Source organism: Wenzhouxiangella marina (assembly GCF_001187785.1).
Classification (GTDB): Bacteria; Pseudomonadota; Gammaproteobacteria; order Xanthomonadales; family Wenzhouxiangellaceae; genus Wenzhouxiangella; species Wenzhouxiangella marina.
Map to the genome: position 1 here is coordinate 2605986 of NZ_CP012154.1, position 22031 is coordinate 2628016.

20 protein-coding genes are annotated in these 22031 nt (G+C 60.9%); 12 read left to right on the forward strand and 8 right to left on the reverse strand.

The features are described from left to right. Window positions 1-35 precede the first annotated feature (35 nt). The 4 genes from WM2015_RS11020 (at window position 36) to WM2015_RS16410 (ending at window position 6005) form a co-directional block, all read left to right on the forward strand. Complete coding sequence (locus tag WM2015_RS11020; RefSeq protein WP_049726095.1) at window positions 36-1313, forward strand: TolC family protein; 1278 nt, start codon at window positions 36-38, stop codon at window positions 1311-1313. Then, the gene (locus WM2015_RS11025) at window positions 1310-2593 is read left to right on the forward strand and encodes an efflux RND transporter periplasmic adaptor subunit (RefSeq protein WP_049726096.1); all 1284 of its coding nucleotides are present in this window, start codon (window positions 1310-1312) and stop codon (window positions 2591-2593) included. The genes WM2015_RS11020 and WM2015_RS11025 overlap by 4 nt, the downstream gene beginning before the upstream one ends. Further along, window positions 2583-5789, forward strand: coding sequence for an efflux RND transporter permease subunit (locus WM2015_RS11030; protein ID WP_156201106.1), 3207 nt, complete (start codon window positions 2583-2585; stop codon window positions 5787-5789). The genes WM2015_RS11025 and WM2015_RS11030 overlap by 11 nt, the downstream gene beginning before the upstream one ends. A 105-nt stretch (window positions 5790-5894) precedes the next feature. Next, a complete protein-coding gene (locus tag WM2015_RS16410) occupies window positions 5895-6005 on the forward strand; it encodes a hypothetical protein (protein WP_221293478.1) in 111 nt (36 codons plus the stop codon). Between the two features lie 129 nt (window positions 6006-6134). Here the strand turns inward: WM2015_RS16410 and WM2015_RS11035 are convergent, their stop codons facing one another. The 7 genes from WM2015_RS11035 to WM2015_RS11065 all read right to left on the reverse strand — a co-directional run bounded on the left by WM2015_RS11035 (window position 6135) and on the right by WM2015_RS11065 (window position 11528). Continuing rightward, window positions 6135-6785: a hypothetical protein gene (locus WM2015_RS11035; protein ID WP_156201109.1), complete on the reverse strand. Its 651-nt coding sequence runs from the start codon at window positions 6783-6785 to the stop codon at window positions 6135-6137. Window positions 6786-6944: 159 nt separating this feature from the next. Continuing rightward, entirely contained in the window at window positions 6945-7331 is a 387-nt protein-coding gene (locus WM2015_RS11040; protein WP_082169673.1) for an ankyrin repeat domain-containing protein, read from the reverse strand. Window positions 7332-7507: 176 nt separating this feature from the next. Then, window positions 7508-8179, reverse strand: a complete 672-nt coding sequence (locus WM2015_RS11045) for a suppressor of fused domain protein (RefSeq protein ID WP_049726099.1) — start codon at window positions 8177-8179, stop codon at window positions 7508-7510. A gap of 109 nt (window positions 8180-8288) precedes the next feature. Then, window positions 8289-8735 (reverse strand): DUF4240 domain-containing protein, encoded by a 447-nt coding sequence (locus tag WM2015_RS11050; protein ID WP_049727069.1) that lies wholly within the window; start codon window positions 8733-8735, stop codon window positions 8289-8291. A gap of 110 nt (window positions 8736-8845) precedes the next feature. After that, window positions 8846-9295 (reverse strand): SMI1/KNR4 family protein, encoded by a 450-nt coding sequence (locus tag WM2015_RS16415; protein ID WP_049726100.1) that lies wholly within the window; start codon window positions 9293-9295, stop codon window positions 8846-8848. Between the two features lie 521 nt (window positions 9296-9816). Further along, a complete protein-coding gene (locus WM2015_RS11060) occupies window positions 9817-10254 on the reverse strand; it encodes a hypothetical protein (RefSeq protein WP_049726101.1) in 438 nt (145 codons plus the stop codon). Between the two features lie 794 nt (window positions 10255-11048). Further along, complete coding sequence (locus WM2015_RS11065) at window positions 11049-11528, reverse strand: hypothetical protein (RefSeq protein ID WP_049726102.1); 480 nt, start codon at window positions 11526-11528, stop codon at window positions 11049-11051. Between the two features lie 337 nt (window positions 11529-11865). Here WM2015_RS11065 and WM2015_RS11070 point away from each other — a divergent pair, with 337 nt between their 5' ends. The 8 genes from WM2015_RS11070 (at window position 11866) to WM2015_RS11105 (ending at window position 20978) form a co-directional block, all read left to right on the forward strand. Then, window positions 11866-14376 carry a delta-60 repeat domain-containing protein gene (locus WM2015_RS11070; protein WP_049726103.1) on the forward strand — a complete coding sequence of 837 codons (2511 nt, stop codon included), beginning with the start codon at window positions 11866-11868 and terminating at the stop codon, window positions 14374-14376. Window positions 14377-14570: 194 nt separating this feature from the next. Further along, a complete protein-coding gene (locus tag WM2015_RS11075; RefSeq protein ID WP_049726104.1) occupies window positions 14571-15590 on the forward strand; it encodes an AraC family transcriptional regulator in 1020 nt (339 codons plus the stop codon). 102 nt (window positions 15591-15692) lie between these two features. Continuing rightward, the gene (locus WM2015_RS11080; protein ID WP_049726105.1) at window positions 15693-16550 is read left to right on the forward strand and encodes an NmrA family NAD(P)-binding protein; all 858 of its coding nucleotides are present in this window, start codon (window positions 15693-15695) and stop codon (window positions 16548-16550) included. After that, entirely contained in the window at window positions 16547-16987 is a 441-nt protein-coding gene (locus tag WM2015_RS11085) for an ester cyclase (protein WP_049726106.1), read from the forward strand. The genes WM2015_RS11080 and WM2015_RS11085 overlap by 4 nt, the downstream gene beginning before the upstream one ends. Next, a complete protein-coding gene (locus WM2015_RS11090) occupies window positions 16987-18432 on the forward strand; it encodes a serine hydrolase (RefSeq protein ID WP_169751162.1) in 1446 nt (481 codons plus the stop codon). The genes WM2015_RS11085 and WM2015_RS11090 overlap by 1 nt, the downstream gene beginning before the upstream one ends. A 14-nt stretch (window positions 18433-18446) precedes the next feature. Further along, a complete protein-coding gene (locus WM2015_RS11095) occupies window positions 18447-19016 on the forward strand; it encodes a hypothetical protein (RefSeq protein WP_049726108.1) in 570 nt (189 codons plus the stop codon). Window positions 19017-19174: 158 nt separating this feature from the next. After that, complete coding sequence (locus WM2015_RS11100) at window positions 19175-19693, forward strand: hypothetical protein (protein ID WP_156201112.1); 519 nt, start codon at window positions 19175-19177, stop codon at window positions 19691-19693. 268 nt (window positions 19694-19961) lie between these two features. Beyond that, complete coding sequence (locus WM2015_RS11105) at window positions 19962-20978, forward strand: transposase (protein ID WP_049726110.1); 1017 nt, start codon at window positions 19962-19964, stop codon at window positions 20976-20978. Between the two features lie 473 nt (window positions 20979-21451). Here WM2015_RS11105 and WM2015_RS11110 read toward each other — a convergent pair whose 3' ends face one another. Continuing rightward, window positions 21452-21991: a hypothetical protein gene (locus tag WM2015_RS11110; protein WP_156201117.1), complete on the reverse strand. Its 540-nt coding sequence runs from the start codon at window positions 21989-21991 to the stop codon at window positions 21452-21454. Between the last annotated feature and the right edge of the window lie 40 nt (window positions 21992-22031).

Consider the following 22031-nt stretch of genomic DNA (forward strand, 5'->3'; position numbering starts at 1 on the left):
CTCCAGCCTTTCGTTTCTGATCCATCGGAGTTCCCATGATCCATTTCAACCGAGCGGCCCTGGCCGCATCGGTGCTGTGCCTGTGCCTTTCCGCACCGGCCAGTGCCGCTGTTCCCCTGACTCTCGATAACGCCTTCGATCGCGTCATCGAATCGCATCCCGACCTCGCGGCCTACCGCTTTGCCGAAGCCGCATACCAGGCCGAGGCCGAGCAGGCGCGGCAAACGCCGCCTCTGCGCCTGGAAGCCGAGGCCGAAAACATTCTGGGCACTGGCCCTGCCGCCGGCTTTGGCGGCGCCGAATTCGGCGTGTCCCTGGCTTCCGTGATCGAGCGCGGCGGCAAGCGGGGTGCCCGTTTCGCCGTCGCTGACCAGCGCCTGCGCGGGCTCCAACTGCTGCGCGAAGGCGATCGCCTCGACCTGCTGGCCGAAGTGGCACGGCGTTACCTCGACGCCATAGCAGCGACGGCGCTGGCAGCGTTGACGCGTGACGATCTCGCCCAGCGCGACCAGTGGGTCGCGATCACCGCAGAGCGGCGCCGGGCCGGCGTCGAGTCGTCCTCAGCAATGCTGGCAGCCGAGGCGAGCCGTTCACGCGTCGCGGCCGAGCTGGACCGCAACCTGAGCGCAGCGACCCATGCCCGGCGGCGTCTTGCCGTGCTGTGGGGTGATGCCTCGACCGACTTCGAACTGGCGACCGTCGATCTGGCCGTGCTGCCTCGCCTGCCGGACTACCAGGCACTTGTGAGCCTACTGGCCGAGACCCCTGCGTTGCAGCAGTTTGCCCATCGGGAACGGCTGAACGAAGCCCGCCTGCAGCTGGCTCGCAGCGCGCGCGTGGCCGACATCGACTGGCGGGTTGGCGTACGGCGCCTTCAGTCCGAATCGGATTGGGGCCTGGTTGGCAGCGTTTCGATTCCCTTGGGCAGCGCCACTCGCGCTGCCCCACGCATTCGTGCCGCCGAGGCCGAGCTGGCGGCCATCGAAGTCGAACGCGAAGGTCGTCAACGATCCCTCCAGGCCACGCTGACCGAAGCCTGGGCGCAGCTCGAGCTTGCGATCGGGCACGCGCGCCTCACCGACACCGAGGTTCTACCGGCGCTGCGTCGAGCGGCCGAAGAGGCCGAACGCAGTTACCGGGCGGGCGCCAGCAGCTACCTGGAATGGACCCAACTACAGGGCGAAATCGTGGCCGCGCGCCGAGAGCATCTGGAGGCCGCACTGACGGCCCATCGCGCCCTGATCGAACTGCAACGCCTGACCGGCCAGACCTTCACCGTCGCTGCTGGCACCGACAAGGGAATCACACCATGAAAATGAACAATCTTTTTCTGATTCTGGTCCTGGCGCTGTCGCTGCTCGGCTGCGATGCCGAACAGCATGCCGGCGACAATCATGGCCACAATCATGGCGACAATCATGACCAGAATCATGGTCACGAACACGACGCCCATGGCGAGGCCGAGCCGGAGAAAGGGAGCCACGGCGGTCGGCTGCTGCAGCATGGCGATCTCACGGTCGAACTCGCCATCTTCGAAGCCGGCTTGCCGCCCGAATATCGGGCCTGGCTGTACCGCGACGGCCAGCCCCTGCCACCCGAGGCAGGCACGCTGGAAGTCGCCCTGAGCCGACTGGGCGGCGTCGTCGACCGGCATCGGTTCTCCGTGCGCGGCGACTACCTGGTAAGCGACCGCGTGGTCTACGAGCCGCACTCGTTCGATGTCGAAGTGCATGCAGAGGTGGGCGGTGAGACTGCACGCTGGACCTACGAGAGCCACGAGGGACGCACACGGATCGCAGCGGAAATAGCCACTATCGCCGGCATCCGCGTGGCGCCGGTCGGGCCTGGCGTGATCCGCGACGAACACGAACTGCAGGGACTGCTAACGCCAATCGAGGGTCGCCACGCACGCCTTGGCGCGCGCTTCCCCGGGTTGATCCGTAGCGTCCAGGTCGGCGTCGGCGATAGCGTTCTCGAGAGCCAGGTCCTGGCCACCGTGGAGAGCAATGTCAGCCTCGAGCCCTACGCGATCCGATCACCGCTCGATGGCGTCGTGCTGGCAAGGTCCGCGGCGGTCGGCGAGATGGCCGGCGAGACGCCGCTGTTCGAGATTGCCGATCTGTCCGCGCTCTGGGTCGACGTCCATCTGTTCGGCAATGATGCGCGGCATATCGAAGGGGGCCTGCCACTCGAAGTGTTCCGACTTGGAGATGGCATGAGTACACGGACCACCCTCGACCGCGTGCTGCCGGCAACGGCGACGGCCAGTCAGAGCACCGTCGGACGCGCCCAGATCGACAACACGGACGGCGGCTGGCGTCCAGGCACGGCGGTTCGCGCCCGGGTCACGGTCGCCGAGCATGAAGTGCCGATGGCTGTACCGCTGGCCGCGCTGCAGCGTTTCCGCGACTGGGATGTGGTGTTCGTGCGCATCGGCGAGGACTACGAAATCCGGCCCCTGACGCTGGGCCGCCGCGACAGCGTCCATGTCGAGGTCCTGGACGGCCTCAACCCAGGCGATGAGATCGTCGTCGAGCAGAGCTATTTGGTCAAGGCCGACATCGAGAAGTCGGGAGCCTCGCATGACCACTGAGACGCGACCCTTGCTGGAGCGGCTGATCCGCTTCGCCATCGCGCACCGTTGGCTGATGCTGATCCTGACCCTGGGCTTTTCCGCCCTGGGCGTATGGAGCTTCCAGCAGCTTCCGATCGATGCCACCCCTGATATCACCAATGTCCAGGTACAGATCAACACCGAGGCACCGGGCTACACACCGCTCGAATCGGAGCAGCGGGTGACCTTTCCGATCGAAACGGCGCTGGCCGGTCTGCCGCGCCTCGACTATACGCGCTCCCTGTCGCGCTATGGCCTGTCCCAGGTCACCGTCGTGTTCGAGGACGGCACCGACATCTACTTCGCCCGCCAGCAGGTGGCCGAGCGGCTGCAGCAGGCCCGTTCGCGCCTGCCTGTCGGACTGGAGCCGGAACTCGGCCCGGTGGCCACGGGGCTCGGTGAGATCTTCATGTACACGGTCGAAGCCGAGCCGGGCGCCACACGCGCTGACGGTCTGCCGTGGACGGCAACGGATCTGCGCACCCTGCAGGACTGGGTCGTGCGGCCGCAGCTGCGCAACGTGCGCGGCGTGACCGAGGTCAACACGATCGGCGGCTTCGCCCGGCAGATTCACATCACACCCGACCCGGCCCTGCTGGTCGCCTACGGCTTCTCCCTGCAGGACGTGTTGGCCGCGATCGCCGCCAACAACCAGAACGTCGGCGCCGGCTATATCGAACGCAACGGCCAACAATACCTGGTTCGTGTCCCGGGCCAGGTGGCCTCGGTCGAGGCGCTGGGCGAGATCGTCCTCGACCGCCGCGACGGCGTTCCGATCCGGGTCCGCGATGTCGCTACCGTCGGCGAAGGGCCCGAGCTCAGGACCGGGGCCGCGACGCAGAACGGGCAGGAAGTGGTGCTAGGCACGGTGTTCATGCTGATCGGCGAGAACAGCCGGGCGGTGGCCCGGTCCACCGCTGCAAGACTGGAGGAGGCCTCGAATTCACTGCCGCCAGGGGTCGAGGTGAATCCGGTCTACGATCGAACCGCGCTGGTCGATCGCACCATCGCCACGGTCGAGAAGAATCTGGTCGAAGGCGCGCTACTGGTGATCGTGGTCCTGTTCCTGCTGCTCGGCAACATCCGGGCAGCGCTGATTACGGCAGCGGTGATCCCGGTGGTCATGCTGATGACCATCACCGGCATGGTGCGCGGCGGAGTGTCCGGCAACCTCATGAGTCTCGGTGCGCTGGACTTCGGCCTGATCGTCGATGGTGCGGTGATCATCGTCGAGAACTGCATGCGCCGCTTCGGCGAGCGTCAGCAGCAGCTCGGTCGCCTGCTCGGTCGCGAGGAACGCTTCGATCTGACCGCCGAGGCGACGGCCGAGGTGATCCGGCCCAGCCTGTTCGGGGTCGCCATCATCACCGCGGTCTACCTGCCAGTGTTCGCGCTGACCGGCATTGAGGGCAAGATGTTCCATCCGATGGCCTTTACCGTGGTCTTCGCCCTGACCTGCGCCATGCTGCTGTCCCTGACCTTCGTGCCAGCGGCGATCGCAGTGTTTCTCGGCGGTCGCGTGCAGGAGAAGGAGAACCGGATCCTGCGACTGATCGGGCTCGCCTATCGGCCGGCGCTGGACTGGGCACTGCGCCTGCGTTGGACGGTACTGCTGGTCGCCGCCGTGCTGGTCGTTCTCAGTGGTCTGCTCGCCAGCCGCATGGGCTCGGAGTTCATCCCCAGCCTCGACGAGGGCGATATCGCCATGCACGCGCTGCGCATCCCCGGCACCAGCCTCAGCCAGTCGGTGGAGATGCAGATGCTGCTCGAAGCACGCATCCGTGATTTACCAGAGGTCGAACGGGTGTTCAGCAAGATCGGAACCCCCGAAGTCGCGACCGACCCGATGCCTCCATCAGTGGCAGATACCTTTCTGATCATGAGGCCGCGCGAGCAATGGCCCGATCCAAGCAAGCCCAAGTCCCAGCTTGTGGCCGAAATCGAATCGGTCGTTACCGAGGTGCCAGGTAACAACTACGAGTTCACCCAGCCGATCCAGATGCGCATGAACGAGTTGATCTCGGGCGTGCGTGCCGATGTCGCAGTGAAACTCTACGGCGACGATCTCGGCACCCTGGTCGATGTGGGGGAACGGATCGAGGCCGTGACCCGTCTCGTCGACGGCGCCGCCGACGTGAAACTCGAGCAGACCACCGGACTGCCGCTGCTGACCGTGACCCCCAGGCCCGAAGCACTGGCGCGCTATGGCCTCAACCCGGTCGCGGTCCAGCAGGCAGTGGCAACGGCCGTGGGCGGCTCGCTGGCAGGCCAGTATTTCGAGGGCGACCGACGCTTCGACCTGGTGGTTCGATTGCCGGAAGCCCAGCGCAACGACCCGGCGCGACTGGCGGACCTGCCGATCTCGCTACCTGCGGATGGACACAATATCGACGAGATCTCGCAGCCAGCCACCTGGGCCAGCGGCGGCCCTGGCGTGGTCCCAATGCGCGAGCTTGCCGATATCGCAATCACCGAAGGACCGAACCAGATCAACCGTGAGAACGGCAAGCGACGAGTGGTGGTGACGGCCAACGTCCGCGATCGCGATCTGGGCAGCTTCGTCGCCGAACTACGCCAGCGGGTGGCGGCCGAAGTCGACATCCCGGCCGGTTACTGGGTCGATTACGGCGGCACCTTCGAGCAGCTGATTTCCGCAAGCCAACGTCTCGCAGTGGTCGTCCCGGTCACCCTGCTGCTGATCTTCGGCCTGTTGTTCATGGCCTTCGGTTCAGGCCGCGATGCGATGGTGATCTACAGCGGCGTGCCGCTGGCCCTGACCGGCGGCGTGCTCGCCCTGTGGCTGCGCGATCTTCCCCTGTCGATCTCGGCCGGCGTAGGCTTCATCGCACTGTCGGGCGTCGCAGTGCTGAACGGTGTGGTGATGATTACCTTCATCCGCAAGCTCCGCGAGGAAGGTGCGCGACTCGAAACAGCCATTCGCGAGGGTGCGCTCGGTCGCCTGCGTCCGGTACTGATGACCGCCCTCGTCGCTTCCCTGGGTTTCATCCCGATGGCTTTCAACGTTGGCCCCGGCGCCGAAGTCCAGCGTCCCTTGGCGACCGTGGTGATCGGCGGCATCGTTTCTTCAACCCTGCTGACCTTGCTGGTGCTGCCGGCCTTGTACCGTCTGACCCACAGGGAGGCCAAGGAAGCCCGCCCCGTGCTGAACGACTGATCTTCGAAGTATGACCCAGGCAACCATTCAGATCGAATCATTCGCACTGCGCCTGAATTCGATCTAAAAAGTTGCCGGGTCAATAAAATCAGAAATCGCGCCGATCTGGTCGTCCTCGACGGCAACCCCCTGACCGTGCCGGAGGACCAGCTGGCGAATCTGCAGGTCGAGATGACCTGGGTGGACGGCGAGCTGCGCTACCAGCGCGAGGACTGATTCGCATCCTGATTCGCATCGATGCGCCCGCCGCAGCTGGCGGGCGCATCGGCTGAATTCAAGGGATCATTGCAACTCCAGGGACGGCAACCCCAGGGACGGCACGCCCGGCACCCAGCCTTGAAGGAATCAAGGCTCGCTGAGTGCCGCCGTGAAGCGCACCACCCCGATCGCCGAACCCGGGCCGATAAGAAAATCGATCGCGGTACCCACTTCCACCGTCGCACTGACCGCGTAGGCCTCGCCTGCGCCTTCCAGCTCCGCGTCATAAACGGTCACGCCGCCGGCAAGGATCATGAATCGAGTGCTGCCGGACCAGTACTGCCCCCAAGGCATGACCTTGCCCGCTTGTCCGCTGATTTCGATCGGGCCATCGACGGTACTGCTCCAACGACGAATCACCCAATGATCGGCTCTGGCATAGGAGCCCAGGTTCATGTCGCCATGAGCGTGTCCACCCTCGGCCCAGAGGGAGGTGTAGTAGCGACCGTCGTCGAGGTACCAGAGCTCACCCGTCGTGAACTCCGAGTGTGAACTCAAGCCATTGATCGAATCGTCGCCAAAGCGTTCGAACAACTCGAAGTCTGTCGCCTGATCATACTTTCCATCGGCGTCGTCGCTTTCATCCCAGTAGCCGTACGTCCATCCGTTCAGGCCCTGCTCGCCGGAGAACTCCTTTACCGAATCGGCGACGGAATCCGCCAGGGCCGGCCCAGCGCTTGCCAATGCGAACACCGTGGCAGCAATTGCCAGAAAGCCTCTTCCATAGACGTCGATCATGTACATCCTCCATTGAAGTCTCAAAAGCACCCATGCAGCGGGACCCTTCCAAAGAATGGGTCACCGACCTTGCCCTTACTGCGGCGACTTGCCTTGGAAACGGTCCTCGAATGAGGCAGGCCACCCAGCATCCAGCGTCGATTCTCCGCAATACGAGTCTTACTTCAGGACTAAATGCTTCAACCAAGCAACTATCCGCGAAAGCGGGTGGGGACTCGGAAATTCGATCTGCCTTTTCAAGATGGCCTGAATCTCCATTGATTCCTGGGTGTACGCGCCCATTCTCCATTCACCATGCCATGCGGCCACGGCAGATGCGTCGTATCCATTCGATTCCTTGTGCAGGGGATCAGCGCCATGGGCGAGTAGCAGCTTCACAATCTCGGGCTGCTGAAACTCTGCTGCGAAGATCAATGGCGTGCATCGGTCTGGATACTGCGTGTTGGGATCGAAGCCCGAGTCGATTGCCTCCCGAACATAATCAGCGTCGCCACGACGGATTGCTTCACGCACGGCTTCTGGAGTGTAGAACTTGTCAGGATTCATGTCTGTCAGCGAAGGTCTCAGGCAAGCGGCGCATCACAGGACCCTCCGAAAGGCCACGAACGGGCACGATGGTCCTTTGCGTAATCTTCCGGATCGGTTTGGGTAAGCGCAGTCTGTTCATGCCTGATCAGCACGCGGGAATTCACCATGCCCTTGTCTTGCTTCCCTATGCACTGTCAGGGTTGACCTGCACACACCGATGCTCGATGCACGTCGGTGACATTGTGAATACCGGCGGCATTCAGGCGCTCAGCAAGAGCGCTCGTGCCATGCGCCTTGGCGAATTCGAGCTCGTCACTGGACACCCCCACCAGTTCAATCAGGTCGAACTTGCCGGAGGGGAGATTGTGCGTCGAGGCCACACAGCTCGGTTGAACAGCAATCACGCAGTCGAGCACCGAAGTCTCGCGATTCAGTGGTGAACGAATGGGGATCCGCGACCCATAGTCAATTCCGGGGCGCTCTCCAAAATGACCGTGCATGGCAAGAACATGGAACGCAAACAGCCGCTTGAGCAGATGAATCGCCCAGTCGGATTGCAGGGGAGTCTCGAGCATGAACTCGACGCCCAGCCAAGAGTAGCCATCGTCGTCATACTCGCCAGGCTCTTCTTCCCAAGGCGTAGATCCGCCCGACGTCACATAGAGCCAAGTCGGCCGGCTCGCCGTCGGGCCGAACTCGAGGACACCGAGATGCAGCCAGCGAGGATCGTAGGCGTGTCCTCCGAACTGTGAGAAGTCGCCCTCATCAAGCACGAATATTCCGCGTGATACTTCGCCGAACAGCTCTGGAAAAATCTGCTCCTCACGGAGCTCCCAAACGGACTCCAGGTCGTGCGATGCTGTCATGTCTGTTCAGCCAATCGCCAATGCTGATTCGCCGGGCTGCGGAACGCAGCAAACCGGTTCAGCGCAGGCCCGACAGGACAGGAACGGAGTGTAAGCACTTGCTATCCTCTTACTGCCAGCCCGCAAGGTTACTGTAGGTTTCATAGTCTGTGGGAGACACGTAATCCCACTCCTTTTCGTTCTTCTGCTCATATGCCTCTTGTGCCACGTACAAGATGGCTTCGAACTCCATGTCCTTGGGAAATTCTCGAGGATTCCGCAGCACCTGCTCGAATAGCGCCTTGCCATTGGCAACCACGACACACCTCGCATACAGGAAAGCGTCAACCGAGAAATACGCTTCGCCGTCAACATATGCGTCTTCACCGATCTCTCTCGCGTGGGCTCTGGTATCGAGCGCATGGAGCTTCTGAGCCAGGATCTCCTCAAAATGAAAGATCTCCTCATCAGGCTTGCTGGTGAGATAGGCAACCACCGGAGCAAGCACTGCGTCATCGTCACCGGACTCTTCCCAATCGAGCATCGCGATAATGCTCCAGAATTGGCTTTCCTGCATGGCTATCCTCTCGTACACCACTGAACGCAAGGGGCCTGGAGGCCGCAGCCGGAATGGTACAGGATCAGGAACATTCTGGGTATGGACCGCCGGTCTGATCGAGGGATTGCTCAGACCCTGGTCGGCGAGAACTTTCGCTTGAGCCGATCGATGGCCTCTGCCGACTTGATCGCGGACTTCATGATTGACGCAAGTCCCGGTTTCCAGTGCGTGAGTCTCTCGGTTTCGTGATGCCAATGAAATATCTGCGGCTCAGCGGCACCGTCTACCACACGCGCGACCAAGTGATTACCCGTTCCGTTCGACGCGATCGCAATGAGCCCCAGCGAGCGGATGTGCCTACCCCACGCGCCACGGAGATTCTCATAGGTAATCGAACCAGCGGTCTTTCTCGGGTTTGACGGGTCGAACACGGGATAGACGCGCCATCCACCGGGCAGCTCGTTGCAGTTGTGCGCAAGCCAGATGGCCTTCAACTCTGGAGGAAACGAAACACCAAGCTCCATCTCGGCCCTGAGAATGAGCTCTTCCGTTGCAGACTCGCGATGACATTTAGCCATAAGACCTCACGTATTGGCCCAGTAGCGCGAAGCGCCCTCAAAGCGGGACACCCACCACCCAAAGTCGATATCCTACATCGATCCGCGGCATCTGCCCCTCCCCTCAGGATGGCAGCGGGGCCAGACTGGCCACGTTAACGGTCCCCGAAGCCGGATCGCACCGCCGGAAGCATAGGCAATGGAACCGTTGCGGTTTCCGCAGCATGCGGAGGAGGCGACCGCGGAATACGCTCGGCGCGGATGAAGCCCGTCGATAGCGAGCGGCCCGGCATTCTGATGAGGCAGCAGACCGAGCCGTAGGCGCTTCCCTGGTTCAGAAAAACCAGTGCGGGCAGGTCAATTGGCGTGACTGCATGTCGGCAAAGCCAGGCTGAAACCATGCCTCTGCCGTAGAACACCGGCACACTTCTGATCCGAACCTCGAACTCCGAGACCCAATTCCCGATTGGCAATCAGCCAGCAGCATCCTGGATGTCCCCGTCTCATCCCGTCTTACGTGGTACGTAGCGCGTGGAAGGCGGCTAGTCCCAATATACCGAGTACAGATGCGTCCCGGGCGGATTCAGTGGCGCTGCCTCATGCTTCCCATACGGCCACTCACCAGCGATTATTCCATCTGCGCACAGGCCGGCAAGCCACTGCTCAGCGGTCTCTGCGTCTGCAGATGAGAAAATATGAATATTCTCGGCAGCCGGCCACGTATCGTCTTCGAGTGATTCACCCCAGCTGTGGTGCAAGCCGACAAACACACCGTGGACGTCTTCTCGCGCCTCCACTTCCTTGAATCGGCGGTAGATTTCGGCAATGGGAGGGCGACCTTCTCCCCACTGATTCGGCGCGATCGAGTCTTCCTGGTTGTTGCCGAGAAAATAGTCATCCAACGACACCACCGGGAAATGGTCTTCGTCGATCTCATCCAGCGCGACCAGCTTTTCAAGCAAGAGTTTGCGATAGTCCATGAATTGACTCCAATCGAAATTATTGACCGGGCACGAATGCAGAACCAATGAATCCCTCAAGCGCCACAAGGCTCTGGCTCTCGATTTCAGCAGCGACCGTCGCCACGAGCCCCTGAATGTCGGTTGATGGCCAGACAGTCCAGAACATCTCGCAGTTCCCGCGGACAATGTGATGTTCGAAAGCGCGAAGCTCAAGCGCACCTGCCAGTGAGCTTATGGGTAGTTTCGTGCCTTCAGAATACCTCCCCGCAAAGGAAACAACATGAAAGACAGTTCGCTTGGAACCGGCCTGAGGAATTCGCCGGATATTCACACATATGACCCACTCACCGTTCGCCGACAGCTTGCTGAACCAAGCGCCATGGCGGCGGAACCCATGTGCGCCAAGCACAGGAGCCACGGATGAAAGAATCGAATTGAATCGTCTCGAAGACATCACTCCTGCACCTGACGCCCGAGTTCAGTGGCAGCCCTGATAATGCGCCATTCTATGCAAAACGGGAGTGACGTGAGCGCAAAAAAGGTGCATATCGCAGGATGGCCCATGGAACGGACTGGCTAGCCGGATCCAGGATGTCCCGTCCCTGGCTGCGGCCTCTGGATTGTAGAACTTGTCAGGATTCATGTTTGTCATCGAAGGCGCCAGGGCCACCGGCCCGCTTTGGTTTCCGAAAGAGGGCCCGGAGCGTCGACGCCCGCAACTGAGTGCATACCATTGGTGGGGATTTCTCGCTTGACCTTCTTCAAGTTTGATTTGTGACTCGTCGCGAAGTTGTGCCGGCAGGAAGAGGTGGTCAACCGTCGACCGGGAACTGCAGAACATTGCTCTGCAGAAGAAGCCAAAGCAAGAACGCCAAGCCCCCCATGAGGCCATAAAGCACGGACGGTTCCTTCTTCAGAAAGCAGGCCTTGAACTTCTTCAGGCGTTGCACCGGCTTGCGATGATAAAGATTCGTTAGATCGTAGATGGATATCCGGTCAAGGTCCGGGTCCGGAGAGTTCATTCGATCCCTCAGGAAGCGATATCGATCCACGTACTTGAACCAGTACTGGTACCGCATCGTTCCCTCCAGAAACCAATACGCTAGGGAGAGAACAACCACCAGCAGCGGCACGGTCACGGACTTGATGGTGAATGCAAGCCCGAGCCCAGCCATCCAGAGCGTAATGAACGAGGTTCGCCCTCTGAAGATAAGAAGATCGTACTTGTCAAGCGTCCGCTGGATCAGCGTGATTTCCAACTTGAGTATGTCGAACCGTTGTTCAGGCGTCATTAAGACCACTCCCTGTATTGAACAAGCGCCGCGCGCAGCGATCTGATGGAGACCCGAAGCGCCTGAACCACTCGTGCGGTGCCTCAGGCACCTGGCTCAATCGTCGGATTGTAGCGCTTCCTGGATCGGGACAACCATCAACCCTAGTCTATTTCCTGCCTCGAACCGCAGCCAATCTCCGCGGGCCATTTCCCGCTCAGCAATCAGTCAGCAGAACCCTGGATATCCTCGTCTTGGTCGGATGTCCTCGTCTTGCTTGTCTTGTCGCCCGCTGAACCAGTTTTCGGGGCTTCTGCGCTTTATCCGGGTGAGACCCTGCACCCGGAACCCGATCCCGATGAGACTGTCAATCCTGACCAGCGCTTCGATCCTTGCCCTGGCCACCGTTCCTGCTCATGCCAACTTTGACCTCGACCCCGACTACGGGTTGAACGGCCTGGCGTTGCAGATCGCCAGCGGCCCAACCGATGAAATCGCTCTGTCCACGGCAGTCGATGCGCAGGGTCGCATTCTGGCGGCCGTCCCCGGCCTGGGCAGCCGCGGCGTGGCGCGCTTCAACAGCGACGGCACGCTGGACTCGAGCTTTGGCAACAATGGCCTGGCGCGCACCGACTTCGAAGTCCGCGACCTGGTCCTTCAGAGCGACGGCCGCATCGTCGCTGCGGGCGGCGATGCGGGGGCCTTCGCCGAGCAGGACTGGCGCTTGATCCGCCTGACCGCCAGCGGTGCCTTCGACGCCAGCTTCGGCACCCAGGGCCAGGTCACCCTGGACTGGTTCGGCAGTTCCGATCAGGCGCGCAGCGTGGCGATCGACAGCACCGGCCGGATCGTGGCCGGCGGCAGCGCCTTCGACCCCGTGGCGGGGAATGCTTTCGCGACCGCGGTCTTCGACCCTGCGGGCAACCTGGTCTGGGCCAGTGCCCGCAAGCTCTTCAACGACACGGCCGACTTCTGCGTCAAGGTGCTGATCGAGCCTGACGACGACATCGTCTGCGCGGGCCGGGCGCGGAACTTCGGCGGCGCCGTCATGGGCGCCTTCCGCTACCAGGCGAACGGCGACCTGGACCTGGGATTCGGCACCGATGGCGCGGCCGTGGTGGCCTTCGGCATCGATCCGGCGGAAGCTGAGACCGCCTGGTTGAACGACAGTGGCGAAATCCTCCTAGCAGGCTATGTGGAGCGCGCAAACGGCGACGACTGGGCCCTGGCGATCACCCGGTTGACCGCCTCCGGCGTTATCGACACGAGCTTTGGAACCGACGGCCGCGCCGAGTTCAACGTGCCCGGGGAAGACACCGAGTCCATCCGCGATCTCCAGATCATCAACAACACGATCTACGCGGCAATCAGCACCAGCGCCGCCCAGGACTTCCTGCTGGCCGCCTTCGACACCAACGGCGCCATCGACCCCAGCTTCGGCGTGGCCGGCCTGGCACAGCTGGACTTCAACGGCCTGGTGGATCTGAGCCTGGACTTGAGCGCGCATCAGGGTGGGCTCGTGATTGCGGGGTCAGCCGCATCGCTTCAGACCTCCGGCCAGCGCGACCTCGCCCTGGCGCGCTACAGCCTGAACGGCACGCTCGATACGAGCTTTGGATCCAACGGACGCGCCCAGGGCGCACTCAACGGCCCGGTCAACGTCCGCGTCACCGACGCCGCGCGGCGCGCCGACGGCGGCACCGTAATCGTGGGCAATGTCGGGCAGACCTTCAGCGGAAGAGAGCTGCTGGTCGCTGCCCTGAGCGCCAGCGGCGAGCTGGATCTGACCTTCGCCAACCAGGGATTCCAGGTGCTGGATCTCAACAACGCCCTGGACGAGGCCACCGCCGTGGAGCCGCTGGCCGGCGGACGCATCCTCGTTGCCGGCACCAGCGATGACGGCACCGGCAACGAGGACCTGGCCGTGCTGCGCCTGCAGGCCGACGGCTCGCTCGATACCTCCTTCGGCACCGGCGGTTGGGTGACGATCGACATCGACGGGAACGACGACAGCGCCCAGGACCTGCTGGTGCAGCCCGACGGCAAGGTGGTGGTGCTGGGCGAGGCCTTCTATACCAGCCAGCCGGGCGTGCAGGATTTCCTGCTGACGAGACTGAACGCGGACGGTAGTGTCGACACGAGCTTCGGCACGGCGGGCTTTACCCATCTGGATGTCGATGACTTCGACTTTGCCATCAGCCTCCGCCAGCTTGCCAACGGCCAGCTGGTGATCGGCGGCGCTTCCGACGGCGACTTCATCGCCGCGCGATTCAGCGCCGACGGCATCCTCGATACGAGCTTCGCCAATAACGGCGTCGCCCAGATCGACATCGACAGTTCCTTCGATTTCGTCGGCGAGCTCATCATCATCGACAACTGGATGGGACAGGGCGAACGAGTCCTGATGGTCGGGACCAGTCGCCTGACCGGTTCGGTCAGCAGCGAAGAGATCGCCCTGCTGATGCTCGACGGCAGCGGTAATCCGGAGACGGGTTTCGGCACGGCTGGCCAGGTGATCTTCCCCTTGTCCGAGGATCGCTCGGAGCGAGGAGCGGCCGTGGTCGAATTCCAGGATCGATTGATCGTGGCGGGCCGGGGCCAGAGCGCCGAGACCCAGAACGACCTGGCGCTCGTCGCCTTTCAGATGGACGGCACACCGGACACGGCCTTCTTCAACGACGGGGCAACGCTGGAGATCGACGTCGCCGGTTCAGGCGAGGAACTGATGTCCATCTTCGTCGACGGTAACGGATTGATCGGCGTGGGAGAGACCTTCGACCCGGAAGACTTCGGCGGCATCGGGAAAGCAGTGGCGCTGCGCGTGGCCCGGTCGGAGCGGATCTTTCGGGATCGCTTCGAGGCGCCGTAGGCTTCATTCGAAGCCAAAGTCGAAGCGAAAAGTCGAAGTGGAACAGTTTGAACCCCGGAATCCTCTGATGCGAGCTTCGTCTTGTTCTTCCGCACTTTTCGGGATGGGCCTGGAGCCCGGTCTGGCGGACCAGATCGATGTCGCCGGAATCCTTCAAGTCGCCGAGCTGTGTCAATCCATGATACAAATCCGTCATGGGTCAGATCACTTCGCTATTTGTCTACAAGGTCATTGACCAGGCTCACCATGGGCAAGACAAGCGCGAGTTGCTGGAGTCCATTGGCATCGATCCGGATGCCCCCGTGGACCCCAGGATGATGGTCGCGGACACTGATTACTACGCCTTCTTCGAAAGAGTCGCCCGAAGCCATCCGAGCGGAACGCAATTGCCGCTGCGCACGGGCGCATCGATGCGTTGTGCAGACTACGGGGCATTCGGGCTGGCATGGAAGTCCGCTTTGACTCTGCGCGGTTCGTTCAGCAGGGCCGAGCGCTACGCTCGCGTGCTGTCGAGCGTCTCGACGTACCAGGTTCGGGAAAAGGACGAAGGCGTTTATATGGAGCTGCACCGCGACGGCGACCGGTCGAATGCGGGGCTCAGGTTGTCCAACGAGGCAACCATGGCGAGTATCGTGGCGATCAGTGAAGAGGTTTCTTCCGGGACGTTTCAGGCTGAAGCGGTCTTTTTCAAGCACGATGCACCGAAGACGCCACGCGTCCACGAGGACCACTTCGGATGCGCCGTTCACTTTGGCGCGGACAGGGACGCCCTGCTGGTTTCGCGGCAAATGTTGGAGACGCCGAACAAACTCGGCGACCCGGGCATCGTCAAATTCTTCGATACGCACCTGGACAAGGAGTTGTCCCGTTTCGAAGCGGGTCCGTCCTTTGAACGGCGCGTACGCAACCAGATCGCGCAATTGCTCAGCCAGGGCACGCCAAGAGTCTCGGAAGTGGCGTCTTGTCTTGCGATCAGCGGCCGCACCCTGCAGAGACGTCTCTCGGAGAGGGGATACTCATTCACAACGCTCGTTGACAACTCCCGACGGGAACTGGCAGAACGCCTGCTGAGAGACACGGCCTATCCGCTTGCCGAGGTCGCCTTTCTGACCGGATTCTCCGAGCAGAGCGCTTTCACTCGTGCGTTCAAGCGCTGGGCGGGGCAAACACCGCGTTCGTACCGCCTCGCTGTCCACGCCGCGGCCGACGACTAGTCTGGTTGGCGCGCTGAGTCAAAAAACCGGCGCACGCCATCAAGAACGAGCCGCCTGATCAGGAGATGATTTGCCCGCAATCTGAATCAGCGGGAACAAATCATGAACCTGAATTCGATCACGAATGCACCCCAGGAAGGCCTGGTCCTCGTCTTGGGGGGTACGGGAAAGACCGGCCGCAGAATCGCGGCACTGCTGGAAGCCAGGGGCATTCCGACCCGAATCGGATCACGCTCCGCGGTTCCGGGCTTCGACTGGAGCAACGAGGCAAACTGGGACGAGTGCCTCGATGGCGTAAGAGCTGCGTACATCAGCTATTCACCGGATCTGGCAATGCCGGGCGCGAGCGATTCGATCCGGGCGTTTGTCGACAAGGCCCACCGCCACGATGTCGAACACCTGGTATTGCTCTCCGGTCGCGGCGAGGAAGAGGCTCAGGTCTGCGAACGGATCGTGCAGGACAGCGGTATCAACTGGACCATCGTGCGCGCCAGCTGGTTCAACCAGAATTTCTCCGAGGGCGCATTCCTGGAAATGGTCCAGTCGAGGCAGATCACGCTGCCGGACGTCGATACGCCGGAGCCGTACGTCGATGCGGACGATATTGCCGAGGTGGCCGTGGCCGCACTGATCGAACCCGGTCATGTGGGCGAGATCTACGAGGTGACCGGGCCCCGCATGCTGACCCTCTCTGAAATCGCCGCCGAGCTATCGCGCGCCACCGGCGAGGACATTGCCTACGTGCCGGTCCCCCATGATGCATTCATCGCCGGTGTCGCCGAAACCGGAGCCCCGGATGACGTGGTGTGGATGCTGGACTACCTGTTCTCGACGGTCATGGACGGCCGCAATTCACACTTGACCGATGGTGTGCAGCGCGCGTTGGGCCGCCCTCCCCGGGATTTTGCAGATTTTGCCCGTGCGTCCGTGGCAAGCGGTGTATGGAGGAACGTCGCATGACCAGCTCCACACCGGCCTCACAGGCCCTATCCAACGAAATGATCGTTCGTCGATTCGTAGACGAGATCCTAAACAACGACGACGATTCTGCCATGTCGGATCTGGTGCACCCGGACTATCGCCATCTGACGCCAGGCGGGGAGTTGCGCGGGCGGGATGGCCTGAAAGCACTCTTAGACGACTACCGTAGCGGCCTACCTGATCTGAACGTGTTGATCGACGACCTGGTGGCGTCGGGAGACAAGGTCGTGACTTCCATACGACTGACCGGCACACATTCCGGCAATTTTCTGGGGCTTCCCGCCACGGGCAAGCTGCTGAGCGTGCACGGCATGGTGCTCAGTCGTCTCGAGGACGGAAAGATCATCGAGGAATGGGAAATCCTGGACCTGCTCGGGATGTTTCGGCAACTTGGCGTGCTTTCCCTTCCAGAATGATGAAAACCGCAATTTTGACATTGGCACTGATCGCTATCCCCGGGCCGGCACTCGCGGATGCACCAGGACCGGTCGATCCCGTCCGGGACAGCCAGGCCATCGTTGCCGAAGCGGACGCGATCGTGCGTTCCTATCACGAGCTCGGGTGGTTTTCGGGATCGGTGCTGTTGGCCAAGGAGGGCCAGCCGATCTACACGGTATCCGTGGGATTGGCAGACCGGGAAGCCGAGGTTCCGAACGGCCTCGAAACCAGATACAACCTCGGTTCGATCATGAAGAATTTCACGGCCGTGCTGGTCCTCCAGCAAGTCGAGCGAGGGGCGATAGGCATGGACGACAGCCTCCATTCCTTCGACCTCGGGTTTGCCGCCGACGTGGCAACGAAGGTAACGGTGCGCCATTTGCTTCATCACGAGTCGGGATTTCCGGATGCCTTCCCATCGGCCTACCGGGAGAACCCGCTGGCGTTCAGGACCATCGACGAAAAACTCGCACTTCTACGCGACGGCCCGCTGCTGTTCGAGCCGGGAACGGACCGTCGTTATTCGAATTACGGCTACTTGGTCCTCGGGGCCATTCTGGAGAAGGTCACCGGGGAATCGTTCTCCGATCTGTTGCGGACGAATATCTTCGATCCCCTGCAGCTTCAGGACTCCGTTTATCCCTACCGGGCGAGCGCTCCCAACCAGTCGTTGCGCTACACCTTCAATTATGACAAAGAGCAGATTCTTGTCGGTGTGACCGAACACCACAGCCCGGACGGTGGTATCGAATCGACGGTCGCAGACGTACTGACTTTCTATCGAGCTCTGTTCTACGGAGATGAGTTGCTTTCTCACGCAAACCCTGTCGTCGCCGAGTATTTTCCAATCGACGGTCGATACTGGTCTTCATTCGGCGGCGGTGCGGGCGTCAGTTCTGCAGTCGAACTCGATCTTGCCGATGACTATCAGGTGATCGTCCTGGCAAATACAGACGGGCTGGTGGCCGAGGAGATATCGGGCAGGATCTACTCCTACATCCAGACGGGCACCTATGAGCCCATACTGCTCCCGCCAGTCGTGTACGCGTGGGAGCAATACGTCGAAATGGGTTCGGATGCGTTCACGTCCGGCTTTCCAACGAGCTATGAGTCAGCTGGATATGACCGCTTCATTGGGCGGACGCTGAATGAACTGGGCATGTCGCTGGTCAACGATGAGAAATGGCTTGATGCGTTCAATATCTTCGGGACGCTCGTCGAGCTATTTCCCGACGCGCCTCAGGCCTACGACAGCCTTGCATATGCGCACTTGCGGTCGGGCGATGCCGCGCAAGCGCGGAATACCTTCTCAATGGCGCTCAGGCTTCAACCGACGTTCTCAAGCGATTATTCGTCCGACAACTACGGCTGCTCTGACAACCTTCAGGCCGTTGCGGCGCCCTCCACTGGCGGTGTCAATTGAACTCGAATTTCCTCATGCTCGTACTGGCCGGGCTGATCACCGCAACGCGGATCGGCGCGGCTCAATACCCCCTGCTGGACGGCCGATGCGACGAGTATCGGAGCATCGGTGCCCATGTCATCGCTGAGAGCGATACCATTTCGGTGCTTCTGTTTCAGGACGCTGATTACGTGTGGCTGTGCTACACGCTGCCGGGCGACAGCTACGGCACGCTCGATCTGGAGGTGGATTCACCGGGATTGGCCGACCCGCTCAACCTGCATGTCTCGGCGCAACTCGGGGAGTGGCGGGTCGACCACCCGGAAGAGGTCCCGCAGAGCGCGGCAAGCGATCGTTGGTGGAAAGTTCACGGCTGGTGGTCGAATGTCGTGTCCTGGAACGGAACGAGGGAGACCGATGACGGCCCGCGCCAGAATTTCCAGCCGTCCGAAGGGCGCGAACTTCAGCTGTCGAAAGCACGATTCGGCCGAGGGGCCTGGCGGCTGAGGTTCGCGATCGGTTCTCTGCGTAATGCTGATGCTGAAATGACGCAGATCGTACTGCCCCCAAGGGAAAGCGATCCGATTGTCGTCGAGATCTTCTGAGTGAGGCAATCCGTCACACCTGCCAAAGGCGGCAACCGTGGGCGCCCTGATCTTGCGGAAGGCGCTCAGTTCATCACTCGAGTACGTATCAGTCTTCGGCCGCCACCGCGCGCTCCAAAGGCGCAGCGCCTGGACCAGACGCGATGAAGGAGCAAAGCATGAACGAAGTCAGCGTAGCTAAAAGCTCATTCCTGAGAAGTCATTGGTTCTGGCCAGCGGCAGTGACGGTAGGCGTCTTGAATGCATTCGTACTTGTATTGGACGGCTGGCGGTCACCCCAAATCAAGGAGCTTGGTGTCCTTTTTGACCTGGCCATCCTTTTGCCGATCCTGTACCTGATCTGCTATCGGGCCACGGGCAAAAGGGCTCTTGTCAGGTGCCTTGCCATGGCATGTCTGGGTATCTGGGCTGCGGGCCACATCGTGCCTGACGAAAACCATGCAATCCTGATCGAAGTAGGCTTTCTCCGCTATGTCGGATTGGCTGTTCTCATCGCCATTGAAATCCGGATTGGCGTTGAGATCTTCAAGTTGGCGTTCCGCTCAGAGAGCGATATCGAAAGCGACACGGCCATAAAGCAAAAGGCAGAACAAGAGGGGATTCCATCCTGGGTTGCCACGTTGATGGCCTGGGAGTCCAGGGTATGGCGAAAGATCTGGACAATCTTTCGGAGGTGAGAACGAGTCTGCAAAGCAAATGACTCACGCAAGAACCAGAAGGCCCAAGCATCTCCCTGCATAAAGAAAAAACAGGGCCTTTGTAGCGGGAGGCCTTTTGAAGCGGGATACCCATCATCCAGAGTAAATTTCCTACAAGGACCAGGGTCAACCTGCCCTCCCCTCAGGGCTTTTGGAGCGGGACACCCATCAATCCAAGTCTATTTCCTACAACGATCCGAGACAACTTTCTCTCCCCTCGAATCAGCGCCGGCGCCAGACTGGGCCCATGACCTATCCTCGCAGCCAGATCGCGCCACCGGACGAGGCCGGCTTCTTCCATGTCGTCAGCAGATGCGTGCGGCGCGCCTTTCTTTGCGGCACCGACAGGTACAGCGGGAGGTGCTTCGAGCATCGTCGACAGTGGATCGAGGATCGAATTCGGTTTCTGGCCGAGTCCTTCGCGGTCTCGATCTACTCATATGCCGTGATGTCGAATCACTTCCATATCGTGCTCTCTACTGATCCGCAGGAGGCGCAGCTCTGGAGCGATGAGGAAGTCGCCGACCGCTGGCTTCGGGTCTTTCCGGGGGCGCTCAGCCGGACGACCGATAAGAAGCAACGCGAGAGAATTGCCTACGCTCTGATCGCCGATCCGAAGCGACACCAGCAGATCAGAGCTCGGCTCGGGAGCCTGAGTTGGTTCATGCGCGCCTTGAACGAACCGATTGCCCGGATGGCAAACAAGGAAGACGGGTGTTCGGGTCGATTCTGGGAAGGGCGCTTCAAGTGTCAGGCGCTGCTGGAAGAACAGGCCGTTGTCTCTGCGATGGCCTACGTCGATCTGAATCCGGTTCGAGCCAAGATGGCAGACACCTTGGAGCACTCCGACCACACCAGCATCCAGGCCCGGTTATCAGAACGCGCATCAGATCCGCCCAACACTAAGAGTGAACTGATCAACCGCCCGCTCAAGCCCGTTGCTGGCCTGGATGCAAACGCACTGCTCGGAATGTCCGAATCCAGCTATCTGGATCTTGTTCAATGGACCGGCGAACAGACCCATCCGCTCAAGCGTGGAAAACTGAAAGCCCCTGCCCGGAAATACCCACCCGACATCCTCTGGTCATTGGCAAAACACCCGAAGCAATGGCTGCGACGGGTTCAGGGCACCGAGAGTCGCTACTACCGGGCCATCGGGTCGGCCGAAGCTCTGATGGCCAAGGCCGCTGAAATCGGGCAGCGCTGGATGAAGGGAGTGAGCGGCGAGCGGGCACGACTACTGCTGAGGCAGCAGACCGAGTAGAGATCTACCCTGCTAGAAGGCCAGGCAGCAGCCGCTGGCTGCTTGTCGTGGCTGGAAGTCGGAAAATTCGGGCCAACAGGTCGATTCTGCCCCCAAACTTCCAAATCCACTGACCTTAACCCCAATCTTCTCGGGCCTCGATCCGCTCGATTGCCATTCCGACAAATCCTGGCTGTCCTTGTCTTGGCTAGCAGGAACCTGGATGTCCTCGTCTTGTGCTTGCGCGTGCTGGCTGCTTGGCATGGCTGAACGGCGAGGAATTCAAGCCGAGCCCTCGCGTTCTTCGTAGAACGACGCAAACCCCTGAAGTGAAGCCCGAACTCCACCGGCCCACTCGCGATTAGCAATCAGCTAGCAGGATCCTGGGTGTCCTCGTCTTGTTCCTCGCGATTAGCAATCAGCTAGCAGGATCCTGGGTGTCCTCGTCTTGGCCGCCTGTTGAATCTCTGGATGCCCTCGTCTCGCTCGTCTCATCAAAAAGCATCCGGCACTACCTCAGAGTGGACGGCAACATCGCTTAAGATCTGATCAACATCTATAAATGCCTCTGGTGTACGCTCGTGCTCGGGCGAGATTCCGCTGCACATGCGTTCCACAAGATTCTTTTGATGTTCGATGCCTATGCTTTTCCACCATGAGGGCAAAAAATAGGTATTCTCAATATGCTCCACAGCCAAATGGAGGCACATGTTTGCCTTCTCGCTCTCCTGAAGCGCATGGAAAGATCGCACAAATGCCTGAGCAGGTCCGTCTTCCTTACCCATCCATGCGAAGACCAAAAATGTTTGCTGGTTCATTACGGACACATTCACGCAGACATGCTCCAGCTCCTCGGTACTACCAGTTAGCTTTTGAAGCTGCTTTCCATCAAAACTAACCTCAGGTTGAAAACCACCACAACAAACGAACGGGAGAGACCCATCGAACTTCAACGCATAGTGCTTTATGTAAGAGTAGTCGCCCGAGATCAGCCGCTGGTCATACTGTCCTTTCCAGTACTCCAAATCTCTCATTCCTTGTACCATTCCAGCTCTCATAAAATGCAGATTCTGT